Source organism: Paenibacillus sp. GCM10027629 (assembly GCF_042676425.1).
Taxonomy (GTDB): domain Bacteria; phylum Bacillota; class Bacilli; order Paenibacillales; family Paenibacillaceae; genus Paenibacillus_K; species Paenibacillus_K terrigena.
The window spans coordinates 125100-138324 of record NZ_JBHTGZ010000022.1 but is presented as its reverse complement, the minus strand read 5'-3'; the positions used below and the strand labels follow the sequence as shown (position 1 = coordinate 138324).

Sequence of the window (13225 nt, the reverse complement as noted above, 5' to 3'; positions counted from 1 at the left end):
TAATAGCAGCTAAGAGAAAGAGGGACATGTGCATGTATGTCGTATGTAAAGATCACGTTGAATTAGCCATCGATCGATTTGTCGATGAATTCGAGGATGCACCAGATGTGGTGGATCTGAACGAGGTGGATTTCCCGCAGTGGAAGCCGCCGGTCAAATGCATGGAATGCGAGCATGAAGCGAAATTCTTAATTGTGTAGGTGAAGGGCCCGAGAGATCGGGTTCTTTTTTTTGGGCGTTGAGGGCTGTGGATATGTCGGTAAAAGGGCGTTTTGGGTAAAAATAAAAGATATCCACAGGGTTTCGGGTGGATTTTACAGGGTGGAGGTTGTTGATAACTCCATCTATTGGTGTTGGGCCGAGGGAGATGTATGGTGTATGGCATGTAGGGGATTGTGGGAAGCTGTAAAGGGCGAGAAGGGTTATGGAGGAATTGATCCGTCTCATATTTTAAAGGGGCTTCTAGGGACTATAGAATCGGTCTTGTGTTTATTCTCGATATTCATGGTTTTGCATGATTTACAGCTGGATGAAGATCGTCTTCTGTAAACGCAGCAGGCGGCAATCCGTTTAAATTGATTTTTCATCCTACAGTACACCTTTGTAGCCGAAAAATCGTTCTGACAGCGTCCTATAATGGTCTGTTTTTGGGTAAAATCGTGAGCAAGCAGGGGTCAAATTTACGAATTTTATACATTACATATATATAACATTAAAATTGAAGTTTATGTCATGTATTTTCGAGTCGTTTGTAACAAAAACCCATATGATGTCACTTTCTATTTCATCCCCTCCCTCTTTTTTCGTTTTTTCACCCTATTTTGACGATTTTCACTGGATTTCGCCCTGTTTTTCTATCCAAATTCCGCGACGATTCGATTTTGTAAGATATTAGGTGTCGTTCACTATATCACCACTATTCATATTATAGTATTACTTTATAGAACTACTATAATGGTGATTCGCATATATTCATCTCAAATCCCTTGCCTGTGATATAATAATGCGATTATATGGGTCGATGCCAACAACGTTAGAAGGAGCGATTTTCGTTGAATATACAGATCGTGTGTGTAGGAAAATTGAAGGAAAAATACCTCGTTCAGGGGATTGCAGAGTATAGTAAGCGTCTTGCGCCGTATGTGAAATTAACCGTACATGAGGTACCTGATGAGAAAGCGCCGGAGAACATGAGTGATGCAGAAATGCGCCAAGTGCAAGAGAAGGAAGGCGATAAGATTCTAGCACATATCAAGCCCGATACTCATGTCGTGGCCCTAGCCATCGGCGGTCAATTGTGGTCGAGCGAGGACCTCGCGGCGCATATGGACAAGCTCGGAACCTATGGTACGAGTACCATTGCCTATGTGATCGGGGGCTCGAACGGACTCTCGGAGGCCGTCCTTTCCCGCGCGCAGTCGAAGCTCTCCTTCGGCCGCATGACGCTGCCGCATCAATTAATGCGGCTCGTGCTCGTGGAGCAGATTTATCGAGCGGTGAAGATTAATCGGGGTGAACCGTATCATAAATAAAGGAGATACAAATAATGTATACAGAAATAATTTAGTTTAATTGATTTTCGAAAAGAAAAAGAGTATGTCGAGAAAAGATGCTTCTCACATACTCTTTATGTTTTTTAAATAAAAGTGAATAAATTAAAAAAGATAACCTGCTGTCACGTGGAAACGTAGCAAGCATTAAAAGAGCGTGGGGTCACACAGAGTATGTCACGCAAAGGAAACTGTTATGATAATGCCGTTATCGAAAGCTTTTTTGGTAATAATCACAGGCGGATTAAATCAAAACTAAAGGGCATGAGCCCGGTACAGTACCGGGCTCATGCCCTTAATGTCACCTAACAATATAGTGTCTAACTTTTTTGGGTCACTTCATTTCAGAAGTGGCTTTGTTTTATATGGAGATGTATATTTTGGCAAGTTTTTTGGTCGCGGACCTTTATTTTTTGACCACAGGCACCCAAAATTCACCGTAGAAAGTGCCGTCGCCGTTATCTTTGCGATACGTCGCATTTGGACCGCCAATGTAAGCATAGTCGGTGATTTTGGCTAAGACTTCGCCAAAAGCACGGTAAGTCAGCTGATCAAACAAAGTTTCCTTGTCGCCATTTCCTGCGACCACGATATAATCGCTCTCTGGAAACTCGATGATTCGCGTTGCGTCAGCCACTGATTTGCCAGCTTCTACCGCGAAATAATTCCACGGTTTGCCTTGATAAACCTCATTGACTGACCATTCGAGATCGTCCTTTGCGGCGTCTTTGAGCTTAGTAAACCGCCCGTCAGCCTTGAGTTTGCCCCAAAACTCGGCTTTTTCCTTTTGCATAGCCGGCATGTCTTGAAAATTCGACTGGATTGAAAAACCATAAGCGGTCAATGTGAATGATTTTTTGTGTTCAAGCGTGTAATTTGCCATGGGATTGCTCCTTTTATCTAAGAGATTAGCGGTCGATTTTTTTTGCGCGAAGCCACATTTCGCCGTAGAAGTCACCGTTTTCAGCTGATTTGACGAAAGTAGAGTTACCGGGCCCCACGTATTTGTAGTCCGTGATTTCTTGCAGTATGCTGCCGAAAACTTTGCCTGTGATTTCGTCAGCAAGGCGGTCTTGGTCCGTGCCTGTGCCAGACACGACGATGTAGTCTCCTGCGAGGAAATCGAGGACGACCGAGCCTTCCACGTCGAATTCGCCCATCACGCCGAACCCGCGCCAAGCCTTACCGTCGAGGACGTAGTTGATTTGATATTCTTGCCCGTCAGCGAGCGCGAGGAGTTCGGCAATCTTGCCGTTTTCGGTGATTTCAGCTTTTCTCGCTGCAGTTTTTGCTGCATTACCTGTCCAGTCGTTGTAGTCTTCAAGCGAAACACCGAAAGCCGTCATTTTGTAGTTTTCTGAGACCGTTTTGATTGAGTAGTTAGACATAGGATTCTCTCCTCTGTGGGATTTATTTCTTACAAGACTGATTCTATTTCCTTAATGTATCAAAAAATGATACTTTTTATTTGTTACATTTTGATATAATAAAGTCATGAAAAAAACAGAACGAGTGAACCTGATTATGCGCTACATCAATAACCGCGCGCATTTTACGATTGCCGAGATTCAGCGGGAGTTCAAGATTTCCCGCGCGACGGCGATCCGCGACATTAACGAAATTCAGGCGTTGGGTTTTCCGCTGACGACCGAGCTTGGGCGCGGCGGCGGCTACTATGTCCTGCAGAATCAGTATCTGCCCTCCGTCCGCTTCACGCCAGAAGAGCTGAAGGCGATTTTTATCAGCTTTATCGCCTCGAAAAATTCGCAGTTGCCTTATCTGCATAATCGCCGCTCTATCACTGAAAAACTCATCGGCATCGCGTCGCAATCCCAGCAAGACGAATTGATTGAGCTGAATAATATCTTGCTTTTTGAAAATACGAATCCTGCCAATCCGAATCTCTTGGAGCTTGATGATGCGGCGCCTGCGGAGCTGAACCAGTTGATTTCGCTTGCTGTGAGGGATAAGCACTTACGCTTGACGTATGAGATGAGTCCCGGCTGGCCACAGTTGATGGATGTTTTTTTGCTACATATTTTTAACTCGAACGCGCAGTGGCTGGTTGAGGTTTACGATCTGGATACGGATGAGTTTCGTTATTTGCCTGTTGATATGCTCCGTGATTCGGCTATTTCCGAGCGGGAGATGAAATGGTCCGAGCAAGAAATACGAAGCAAAAAACGGAACCGTGCACGTGAGGCCAATCTTGTTGTGAAACTTGATGCGACTGGGATTCAACGCTTTAAGCGTATGCACCCGCCCGGGATCATTTTGTCGCTTACCGGAATGTTTCAGTCGAGCGGGATTTTCAATGTTCAGCTGGATGTGTTTGATGCTGAGGCGCTAGCGTACTATGCGGATTGGCTTTTGTTTTTGGGGAAAGGGGTCCAGTTTGAACGGATTCCCGAAGAGCTACGCATCATTTTGGAGGAGCGTTTAGCCAATTTAAAATTTTCTTGAGGTTCAGGTGATAGTTCAACAAAGAAAGATCAAAGAAGGGCCATCCCACAAAGGATCAACCGTCTGATGCTGCATATTTCCACACGTCCGGCTCGAATGTCACGTGATTGGACGGATCCAACTCCACGTGGGTGCTTCCGCGATCGTCGGTCAGCACGAGCAAGCGCGAACCAATGATGGGGACGCGTTCGGCGCTGGTGTGCATGTGTGCTAAGACGACACGTGTCCTGCCGTCGACGTTGTAGCTTACCTCGACCGTGAATATTGGGAGATTGAAGAGCCATACAAATGGATTGAAGTTGGTTGTAAACAGTGTTACTCTTACAACGGTAAACTCAAACTCTATGCTCTACGATACTTTCAATAATAGTCACAAATTTAGTAATAAAGAAAGGTAATACCATGATAAAAGTTGAAAACTTATCCTTCTCATTTCCACAAAAAGAACTATATACAAACATTTCATTTACGTTAGAAGAGGCACAGCATTGCGCTTTTATAGGAACAAGTGGCAGTGGTAAAAGTACACTGATCGATATACTGATGGATCCAGAAAGATATTTGTTCGAGGGCAAGTTAGAGATAGATCCAACCTGCACAATTGGGTATGTAAGTCAGTTCTCCCAACTAGACAGAACGAAAGAAACAACCGTTTTTGAATATATTGGAGAAGAATTTATTAAAATACAAAATGAAATACAATCTCTTTGTACTGAAATGGAAACATCATCGGATATTGAGCCGTTACTCGAAAAGTACCAATTAGCTTTAGACGCATTTGATGCAATCGGCGGCGATAGTTTTGAAAGCAACATTAATAAAAAACTAAATCTAGCAAACCTCATGAAGCTAAAAGATGTAAGGGTATCCGAACTGAGTGGTGGAGAATTCAAACTTATTCAAGTGATGAAGGAGATGCTTAGTAGTCCCGACTTGATGGTTATGGATGAGCCCGATGTATTTTTAGATTTTGAGAACCTAAATGCGCTTAAAAATCTTATTAATTCTCACAAAGGCATACTGCTAGTTGTTACTCACAACCGATATCTATTGAATCATTGTTTCAACAAAATTATTCACCTTGAAAACATGGAGATCCAAGAGTTCGATGGGCGATATATTGAGTATAATTTCTCATTACTTCAGACAAAAATTGAGTTGCAAGAAATCGCAGTCGCTGAACAAGAAGAAATTGAGAGATACGATAACATTATTGATAATCTTAGAGCTATCGCAACTATTAATTCAGAAGCATCTAGAGGGAGAGCGTTAAAAGCTAGAGTTAGATTTCAAGAGAGATTGGAAGCGCGTAGAATTAAAGCGCCATTTGTTGATATTAAGCAACCGAATATTAGTTTTGATATTGATCATGAGATTGAAGACACCATTGTTGTAAATGTCAGTAATTATAGTGTTGCCTTTGATGAGCTGCTGTTAGACAATGTTAGCTTTGAGATAAAATCTACGGATAAAGTAGCCATTATCGGTCCAAACGGTACCGGAAAAACGACTTTACTCCGAGATATCTTTAACAATAATCATGAATCCATTGAAATAAATGCGGATGCTAAAGTGACTTATCTATCTCAGCTTCAAGGCGAAGTGTTAAAGGATTCTAATACAATACTAGAAGAATTCATTGATGCTGGGTTTAGCACTTATGATGAGGTTAGATCGTATATATCTCACTATGGCTTTGAAGGAGAAATCGTTAATCAGAAGATAGCATCTTTATCTGGTGGAGAAAAAAATATACTCCAATTGGCTAAAGTTTCTGCTAGTAAGGCAAATGTATTGCTTCTTGACGAACCTACAAGCCATTTAGATACCTATACGCAAATCGCGCTGGAAAAAGCCATTGAAGATTATAAAGGTGCGATTCTCATGATATCTCATGATTTCTATTCTGTTGTAAATGGTATGGATTATGTATTAATTATTGAAGATAAGACGATTAGAAAAATGACTATGCGAAAATTTAAACAGATGATTTATGCTAGTCATTTTGATAAAGACTATTTAGAAGCGGAACAAAACAAAAAAGCAGTTGAAATGAAAATAGAATTGGCTTTAAAAGATACTGATTTTGAACTTGCAAAAGTATTAGTTGATGAGCTAGAAGAGCTGATTAAGTTGCTTTAAAATTACGACCCTCTGATTGAAATGAAGACCCCACAGGAATTAGATGAGAAGGCACCCGATCGGGTGCCTTCTCTTTCGCTCAATAGATGATATGCTGAACCGTACCATAAGTAGGGCGAAATTATTACATTGACCTCCTTCTAATCGTTGTCCAACAGTGCACTGAACCTCGCTGCCGAATACTCAGTATGGTGCTGACGCCTTTCATAATGCATAATAAGTGGAAGGGAAGGGGGAGTGATTTGTGCCGAACATTAAGGTGCTTATTGCCGACGACAATTCATTCATTCGCGAAGGGCTGAGAATTATTCTAACCACGTTTGAAGGATTTGAGGTTGTGGCCACGGTTCAGAATGGACAGGAGGCTGTTGCCTATTGCGAGCGGCATGAGGTCGATGTAGCGCTGCTTGACGTGCGAATGCCGGAAATGAACGGAGTGGAAGCGACCAAGCTGATCGTCGAGCGTACAGCAACAAGGCCGCTGATTTTGACGACGTTTGATGATGACGAATATATAAGGGATGCAATTACATACGGGGCCAAGGGCTATTTGCTGAAAAATAACAACCCCGAGCGGATCAGCGATGCGATTAAAACCGTGTATTACGGTCATAATGTGCTGCAGGATACGGTATTAGACAAGTTGAAATCGGATGTTGCTGGGGAAAAGACGGGGAAGGACACAGAGCCGCCCGCACTTAGCCAAGGGCCCGGGATCGACAAGAGCCTCTTTACGGAAAGAGAACTGGATATCATGGCGCTGATCGCTAAGGGACGGACAAACAAGGAAATTTCCAAACAGATCTATATCTCTGAGGGCACCATTGCCAATCACGTTACTTCTATATTAGGCAAGACGGGCCTCACGCACCGCACCCAAATCGCCATTTACTATTTGACAGGTGAATTGACCTGATGAGCGAACCAAGAGATGCATCGGAACTGTTGAAGATCGGCTATAAAGTGGTCCTACTTGTCTTTACAGTCGGCCAATCCCTATCATCTGAAACGAGCATAACGCCCTGGTATATTTTATCCGTATTATTATATCTAAGTACGAACCTGCTGTTTTATATGTTGAAAAGAGAGAGCTTTCGCCCCCTCGTCGCTGTGTTATCCATAGGAATAGCCATCGCCATGTTCCAGGATCATCCGCTGGTAATTTTGCTGCTTCCGGCTCATCTTTATGAGTTGGCGTCAATCTTTGCCGGTAAACAAGGAATTGCGTCGTCCCTCCTCATGATGATCCCCATATTACTCGTGCCGCGGCAACTAATGCTTCTCTACATACTCATTGCGGCAGTGACTCTGATCTATTTTTCCACACTAAAGTTATACGATAACAAGCTGCGCGGACAGCACTCTGAACTGGAGCGAATGCGCGGCGATCTTGAACGGGTGCACACTCGGCTGCAGGAAAATGACGAGTTTCTGCGGCAAGCGGAATATACGCTTAAGCTGGAGGAGCGCAACCGATTGTCCCAGGACATCCACGATAACATCGGACACGCGATGACCAGCGCACTGATCCAGATGGAGGCGGCAAAGCGCTTAATCAAGATCAATTCAGACCAAGCGTCGTTGCTGCTGGACAATGCTATCCATATATCGAAAGAGGGCATCGAAAGCATTCGTTTCGATCTGAAGAAGATGAAGCCGCCTACGGAACAGATGGGCGTCAACCGGATGAAATTGTTCATTGATGAATTTTCAGACAAACACCCGATCCGTACGGCATTTACCTATGAAGGAAATATGGACTTCATCTCGCCGATCCATTGGAAGATCATCCAAGATAATATGAAAGAGGCATTCACTAATATGATGAAGTACGCCGGAGCTACCGCGGTTTCAATCCATGTTCAGGTGCTACCTACACTAATTAAGGCTACAGTTACTGACAATGGCCAAGGGAAAGGAAAGATCGTGAAGGGACTCGGTATTATTGGAATGGAGGAAAGGGCGGCGGCAGTAGGAGGAAAGGTCATTGTCGACGGTTCGCGGGGGTTTTCGGTCACAACGTTAATACCATATACCCCATGAATGTTTGAAGGGTGATAACATGAATAAATTCATGGGAAGAGGATGAACTTGTGCACTTCTGCAAGGACGTCCTTTTTTTGTACGATAAGAACATCAGAAACGGACTTAACGGGAGGGTGAAACAACGGTGAACATGCTGGAAATCAAACAGTTAACGAAAAAATTCGGAGAATATACCGCCGTGGACAATTTATCGCTATCGGTGCAAGAGGGAGAAATTTTCGGATTTTTGGGGCCTAATGGCGCAGGCAAGAGCACGACGATTCATATGGCTGCTTCCTTGCTCTCCGCGACGAAAGGTGAAATCGAGATCATGGGCCGGAATATCACCAAGCACAGTAGGTTTGCGAAGCAGGCGATCGGCTTCGTGCCCCAGGATTTAGCGATCTATGAAGATATGACTGCTTATGAGAATGTACACTTTTTTGCCGGGCTATATGGATTAAGGGGAGCAGAGCTGAAACGCAGCGCAATCGAAGCCTTGGAATTCGTAGGCCTTGCTGATCGGCAGGGGAGCTATCCGAGGAGCTTCTCAGGTGGAATGAAGAGAAGGCTGAATATCGCCTGCGCGATTGCTCACAGACCTAAGCTGATCATAATGGATGAGCCGACGGTGGGTATCGATCCGCAATCCCGCAATTATATCTTGAACTCGGTTCGGAAGCTGAATCGAATGGGCAGTACAATCATTTATACGAGTCATTATATGGAGGAAGTTGAAGAAATCTGCTCGCAGATCGCGATTATCGACCATGGGAAGATCATTGCGGAAGGGACGAAGGCAGAGCTTAAGGCGATTATTACGAATCAGAAAAATATTAGCATTACAGTTCGATCGACCGAACGTCTTCCGATGGAACAGTTGAAAAGTATTGTCGGTGTGAACACGGTCGAAGCGGCGGAACAGATGATCAACATCAGCTCCGCTGAAGAAATCAACAACTTAAATCCAATCATTCAGCTGCTTGTGGCAAGTGGCGTGGAAATTCGGGGCGTGGAAGCACAGGAGCCCAGTCTGGAGACCGTGTTCCTGACTTTAACCGGCCGAACGCTGCGAGACGAGTAATCAAGGGCCATATTACGAATAAGAAAGAGGAAGGGGGCGGAACGAATGAACATTCTGCGTATCGCCGGGAAAGAATTGAAGGTATTTAGGGATATCAAAATGCTGCTGTTTATGTTGGCGACACCTGTCCTGCTAATGCTCATTTTGGGAACGGCGCTCTCAGGTAATTTCCACGGAACCGTGAAGGTCGATCCGATACGCGTGTTATATAGCTATGATAGCACTAGCAGTGCGGTAGGGAAGCAATGGGAGGCTTTTCTGCTAGAAGCGAAGGCCTCCGGCATTCGCTTTGAAGAGGTTACGAACAGAACGGAAACGGATGTCGAAAGGGAAGTGCAAAATGGTCTTTATACGGGTTATGTGCGAATCGTCGATGACGGAATCAGCTATTACGGCAACAGCGGCAACGGAATGGAAAATGGTATCGTTCAGGGCTTATTGGCAGCGCAGGCGGATCGCTATAGATTGACGATAGCAGAGACCGATCTTCCCACACCAGATGGAAATTATGTGACCGAAGCTTCGGTCGATGCGGTTAGACAGCCAGGGGGCTTGGACTATTTTGCCGTTGCGGTGACAACCATGATCATCCTGTACAGTGCATTAACGGCTGGGCAATTAATCGAAACGGAAAGAAGCAGGCATACCGATCTCCGTCTGTTAGCATCGCCGATCACGAAAGGAGAAATTTTCGCAGGGAAAATCGTCGGGACACTCGTGCTTAATGCCATATTTGTCGCGATTACCGTGCTACTCAGCAAATATATGTTCGGCGCGAATTGGGGAGAACATCTGTGGCTTGTTTTCCTTGTCTTATTAACTGAAATTGTATTGGCGCTCAGCCTTGGACTCGGCGTAGGCTATTGCCTGAAGGGCAACGCAGCTGGAAGTGTACTTATGATCGTTATCCAAGCGGCGGCGTTTGTGGGAGGGGCTTATACGCCGGTCGATCAAACGACGGGAATGATGAATTCCCTTTCCCGATATTCCCCGTTGCATTGGTCTAATGATGCTATTTTGCAAATTATTTATGCGGGGAACCTTATGGCGGCGCCTCCGGCCATGATGCTTAACCTGGGATGTTCGATACTGCTGCTTGCCCTGGCAATTGTCCTAATGAGAAGAAGGGAGGGGTTGTAATGAGAGAGATGATCTGGGTAGTCCGCAGGATGGCGTTAAGCACGGTCAAAAACTATAAAATAATGCTGTTATATTTATGCTTACCTGTTCTTGGCATAGCGTTGGCTTCGTCAATCTACAGTGGCTCCGAAGAGAGCCCTTTGAGAGTCGGCGTGGTCAATCACGACGACGGTCAGGCGGTAACTGTGGATATGGTGGAGTATATCCGCAAGCTTGATCAGGTGGAAGTCCGGGAAGTACGGACGGAGGAGGCGGAGGGGCTCCTGGCGAGTGGGAATATAGATGCGGTGATAACATTCCCTAAAGGGTTTGCAGGTAGTATGTTGTCCGGCCAACCGGCAAACGTCGGCCTGACATCCGTTCAAGGCTCGCAAGTCACAGCTTATATCAAGTCGTATTTGAATGCACATATCGGGAATCTCTTGTCCATCGGCCGATCGTCCAGAGGGGAGCAGGCAAAGTTCGACCAGATGTATAAAAGCTATCTTCAAGCAGAATCCGGACTCTCGGTCGAAACGGTGGAGGATCGCTCCGTTCAGCACCAAAAGTCGGCTCAAACGGTAGGCTACCTGGTCGTGCTCATGCTGTTCTCAGCCGTCAATTTGTCCGGGATGATTCTGAAGGAAAAAGAAAACCGGACCTATTTCCGAGTGTTTGCCGCACCGGTGACGGGTCGCGCATACGTGGCAGCCAACATCATTGTGAACGTTGTCGTTATGCTGATCCAGATTGCTGTGACTTTAGTGGTTATGACCCGGTTCTTTCATATTGATTCAGGAATACCGGTTCTTCAAATGTTCTTGCTGCTTGGTCTGTTTGCCCTGGTGGCGGTCAGTCTGGCTTTGGCCATCATAGCGTTCTCGTCAAGCTCAATGGTGGCGGGCGGGATACAGACTATGGTCATTATTCCGACCTGCCTGGTCGCTGGATGTTTATTTCCGATCACAACGATGCCAACGTTAATGCAGCAAGCCGCCCATTTTCTCCCGCAATACTGGCTATTGGATACGGTCAGTCGGCTGCAGCAAGGAGAGCCGCCATCCGGCGTGCTGTTGAATCTGGCAATTCTACTCGCCTTTGCGCTCGTCCTATCATTAACAGCCGCTTATAAATTCGGAAGAAACAGAGAGATGCACTCGTTTATTTGATATGATTGTCTACTATATAAGAAAATAATAATATAAAAACGTGCCTCCAGAATCGCTTCTGAGGCACGTTTTGCGTAAAAGAGCTTATCGTTAGCAAGGGGAAACTTTAGAAGGTACTGACTTTACTCGTATCCGGACACCAGCGGGATGAGCGATAAAAACGGATCAAGATATCAACTGCTTCTTCCGTTCGCAGATGGGTAAGTGCTTCCGCTGCATAAGCTCTGACGTAACGGTCATTGCTGTAAAGCGCTTGCTCCAAGGAACGGACAACTTCTTGTACATAGCCTGATTTACCTATGCGAAGCAGGGAGAGCGCTGCCGTATATCCGATTTGATTGGTAATGTAGGTCTGAGATGATGCGTAATTCACCGTCTTATTCACTTGTGAAGCATCGTTAGTTTCGCATTTTAGAGAATCTATCAATACATTTGCTAATGCCGAAACTGCCTGTTCACCAGTATGCTTGATCATACCTAATGATTCAACGGCATTTCGACGAACCCATTCGCTCTCATCCTGTAAGCTTGCGATAAGTGAGGATACCACTTCACCCTCGGATGATCCGATCATCCCGAGTACAAAGATCGCCAACGCCCTGCGCTTCTCATCCTCATGCTTCATAACACGAAGAAGCTCGGGAATTGCCTCGATGCCAGCACCTTGCAATCCATATGCAGCCCGTACTGCTGTCAGGTTCGATCCGTTAATGATTTGCCCGATCAGCTCCTCGATCCCTTGTGTACCAAGTTGTCCAAGCTCATAGGCTGCATTCAAAGAGGTGATTTCCTCCTCTGCCTCAAGCTCTTGCCGTAATGCCAACAATCGCTCTTCACTTATTGTGCCAGCTTGCTTTGCCGATTGTTCTCCGCGAAGCCAATCCCATACGTCTTGCCATAAATTCAAGTGGATTGCTGGCGTTCCTTCCGGCACAATCATCTCACTGCTCTGATGATTCCAGGTCGGAATCTCCGGTGCGCTCAATCTGAGAAATTGAAACTTAAGCATATAACGATCTAGTTCGGATACATTAAGCGAAGCTTTATGCCACAAGTCGAAATGCACGAGTACCATAGTGCCCGCTTTCCCTGTGGGAAGCAGTGTCTCACCGCGGTCGCCGAGAAATTTTTCGTAGTATTGGGTGCCTGGCATGATTGCAGTAGGTCCTAAATCTTCGGTAATATCGTGGGTGTAATAGAAGATCATCGCCCACCAAGGTCGATGGCTACGCATGGAAGACCAATAGCCGTCTTTATGCCATTGCCCGCCACCTGGCGTCGCATTTCCCGGTTGGTTGTAATGACAGTGGCGATGTGGATGCATGTAATAATCAGAACCTAGTACACTGCTTAAGGCTCCCTTGACGGTAGGTGTATCGAAAAGTTGCTGTATGTCCGGAACACGAGGTAGTATATTGTTTCCAGGATTACCCTCATTATGCATAACGTAATTGATTTGGTTCATGATGCTCTGATGAAGCTGTTGAGGAATATCGTTCTGAAGTACAAGATAGCCTTTCGTAATAAATTGCATCATTTGCTCATCAGTCAACAAATAGTTACTTTCTAACACGGTAGTACCTCCTTGGAAATCTATCTACTTTCTTCTAAATGTTACAACGCAGTGAAATTTTTGTATTTGCAAAATCGTCAATTATTTATACAATCGTCAT

Annotated in this window: 13 protein-coding genes and 1 pseudogene; 11 read left to right on the top strand and 3 right to left on the bottom strand. The window is 45.1% G+C overall.

The genetic code is table 11. From position 1 onward, the window contains the following. The first annotated feature begins 32 nt into the window (after positions 1–32). The 4 genes and pseudogenes from ACFQZR_RS28675 to ACFQZR_RS28660 all read left to right on the top strand — a co-directional run. A complete protein-coding gene (locus ACFQZR_RS28675) occupies positions 33–200 on the top strand; it encodes a CxxH/CxxC protein (RefSeq protein ID WP_018754203.1) in 168 nt (55 codons plus the stop codon). A 31-nt stretch (positions 201–231) separates the two neighbouring features. Then, the gene (locus tag ACFQZR_RS28670; RefSeq protein ID WP_379351711.1) at positions 232–549 is read left to right on the top strand and encodes a hypothetical protein; all 318 of its coding nucleotides are present in this window, start codon (positions 232–234) and stop codon (positions 547–549) included. A 503-nt stretch (positions 550–1052) separates the two neighbouring features. After that, a complete protein-coding gene (gene rlmH, locus ACFQZR_RS28665) occupies positions 1053–1532 on the top strand; it encodes a 23S rRNA (pseudouridine(1915)-N(3))-methyltransferase RlmH (protein ID WP_379351710.1) in 480 nt (159 codons plus the stop codon). 165 nt (positions 1533–1697) lie between these two features. Next, positions 1698–1859, top strand: a pseudogene (locus ACFQZR_RS28660) (IS3 family transposase); the annotation flags it as partial. 97 nt (positions 1860–1956) lie between these two features. Here ACFQZR_RS28660 and ACFQZR_RS28655 read toward each other — a convergent pair. Then, positions 1957–2433: a GyrI-like domain-containing protein gene (locus ACFQZR_RS28655; protein WP_379351709.1), complete on the bottom strand. Its 477-nt coding sequence runs from the start codon at positions 2431–2433 to the stop codon at positions 1957–1959. A gap of 25 nt (positions 2434–2458) precedes the next feature. Next, positions 2459–2938 (bottom strand): hypothetical protein, encoded by a 480-nt coding sequence (locus tag ACFQZR_RS28650; RefSeq protein WP_379351708.1) that lies wholly within the window; start codon positions 2936–2938, stop codon positions 2459–2461. Positions 2939–3044: 106 nt separating this feature from the next. On the opposite strand from ACFQZR_RS28650, the gene ACFQZR_RS28645 reads away from it, so the two are divergent. The 7 genes from ACFQZR_RS28645 (at position 3045) to ACFQZR_RS28615 (ending at position 11552) form a co-directional block, all read left to right on the top strand. Further along, the gene (locus tag ACFQZR_RS28645) at positions 3045–4013 is read left to right on the top strand and encodes a helix-turn-helix transcriptional regulator (RefSeq protein ID WP_379351707.1); all 969 of its coding nucleotides are present in this window, start codon (positions 3045–3047) and stop codon (positions 4011–4013) included. Between the two features lie 402 nt (positions 4014–4415). Next, on the top strand, positions 4416–6155 hold the full coding sequence (locus tag ACFQZR_RS28640) for an ABC-F family ATP-binding cassette domain-containing protein (protein ID WP_379351706.1): 1740 nt from the start codon (positions 4416–4418) through the stop codon (positions 6153–6155). 244 nt (positions 6156–6399) lie between these two features. Next, the gene (locus ACFQZR_RS28635; RefSeq protein ID WP_379351705.1) at positions 6400–7071 is read left to right on the top strand and encodes a response regulator; all 672 of its coding nucleotides are present in this window, start codon (positions 6400–6402) and stop codon (positions 7069–7071) included. Further along, the gene (locus tag ACFQZR_RS28630; RefSeq protein WP_379351704.1) at positions 7071–8198 is read left to right on the top strand and encodes a sensor histidine kinase; all 1128 of its coding nucleotides are present in this window, start codon (positions 7071–7073) and stop codon (positions 8196–8198) included. Before ACFQZR_RS28635 ends, ACFQZR_RS28630 begins: the two co-directional genes overlap by 1 nt. 127 nt (positions 8199–8325) lie before the next feature. Beyond that, positions 8326–9264 carry an ABC transporter ATP-binding protein gene (locus ACFQZR_RS28625; protein WP_379351703.1) on the top strand — a complete coding sequence of 313 codons (939 nt, stop codon included), beginning with the start codon at positions 8326–8328 and terminating at the stop codon, positions 9262–9264. Between the two features lie 45 nt (positions 9265–9309). Beyond that, positions 9310–10404: an ABC transporter permease gene (locus tag ACFQZR_RS28620; protein WP_379351702.1), complete on the top strand. Its 1095-nt coding sequence runs from the start codon at positions 9310–9312 to the stop codon at positions 10402–10404. Next, positions 10344–11552: an ABC transporter permease gene (locus tag ACFQZR_RS28615; protein WP_379351701.1), complete on the top strand. Its 1209-nt coding sequence runs from the start codon at positions 10344–10346 to the stop codon at positions 11550–11552. The genes ACFQZR_RS28620 and ACFQZR_RS28615 overlap by 61 nt, the downstream gene beginning before the upstream one ends. Positions 11553–11658: 106 nt before the next feature. Here the strand turns inward: ACFQZR_RS28615 and ACFQZR_RS28610 are convergent, their stop codons facing one another. Next, positions 11659–13125: a HEAT repeat domain-containing protein gene (locus ACFQZR_RS28610; protein WP_379351700.1), complete on the bottom strand. Its 1467-nt coding sequence runs from the start codon at positions 13123–13125 to the stop codon at positions 11659–11661. Positions 13126–13225 lie beyond the last annotated feature (100 nt).

What these genes read in the sequence shown, in the direction of transcription:
- ACFQZR_RS28675 (WP_018754203.1), top strand. Translation starts at nt 33, where the DNA reads ATGTATGTCGTATGTAAAGATCACGTTGAATTAGCCATCGATCGATTT.
- ACFQZR_RS28655 (WP_379351709.1), bottom strand. Translation starts at nt 2,433, where the DNA reads ATGGCAAATTACACGCTTGAACACAAAAAATCATTCACATTGACCGCT.
- ACFQZR_RS28650 (WP_379351708.1), bottom strand. Translation starts at nt 2,938, where the DNA reads ATGTCTAACTACTCAATCAAAACGGTCTCAGAAAACTACAAAATGACG.
- ACFQZR_RS28645 (WP_379351707.1), top strand. Translation starts at nt 3,045, where the DNA reads ATGAAAAAAACAGAACGAGTGAACCTGATTATGCGCTACATCAATAAC.
- ACFQZR_RS28640 (WP_379351706.1), top strand. Translation starts at nt 4,416, where the DNA reads ATGATAAAAGTTGAAAACTTATCCTTCTCATTTCCACAAAAAGAACTA.
- ACFQZR_RS28630 (WP_379351704.1), top strand. Translation starts at nt 7,071, where the DNA reads ATGAGCGAACCAAGAGATGCATCGGAACTGTTGAAGATCGGCTATAAA.
- ACFQZR_RS28620 (WP_379351702.1), top strand. Translation starts at nt 9,310, where the DNA reads ATGAACATTCTGCGTATCGCCGGGAAAGAATTGAAGGTATTTAGGGAT.
- ACFQZR_RS28615 (WP_379351701.1), top strand. Translation starts at nt 10,344, where the DNA reads ATGTTCGATACTGCTGCTTGCCCTGGCAATTGTCCTAATGAGAAGAAG.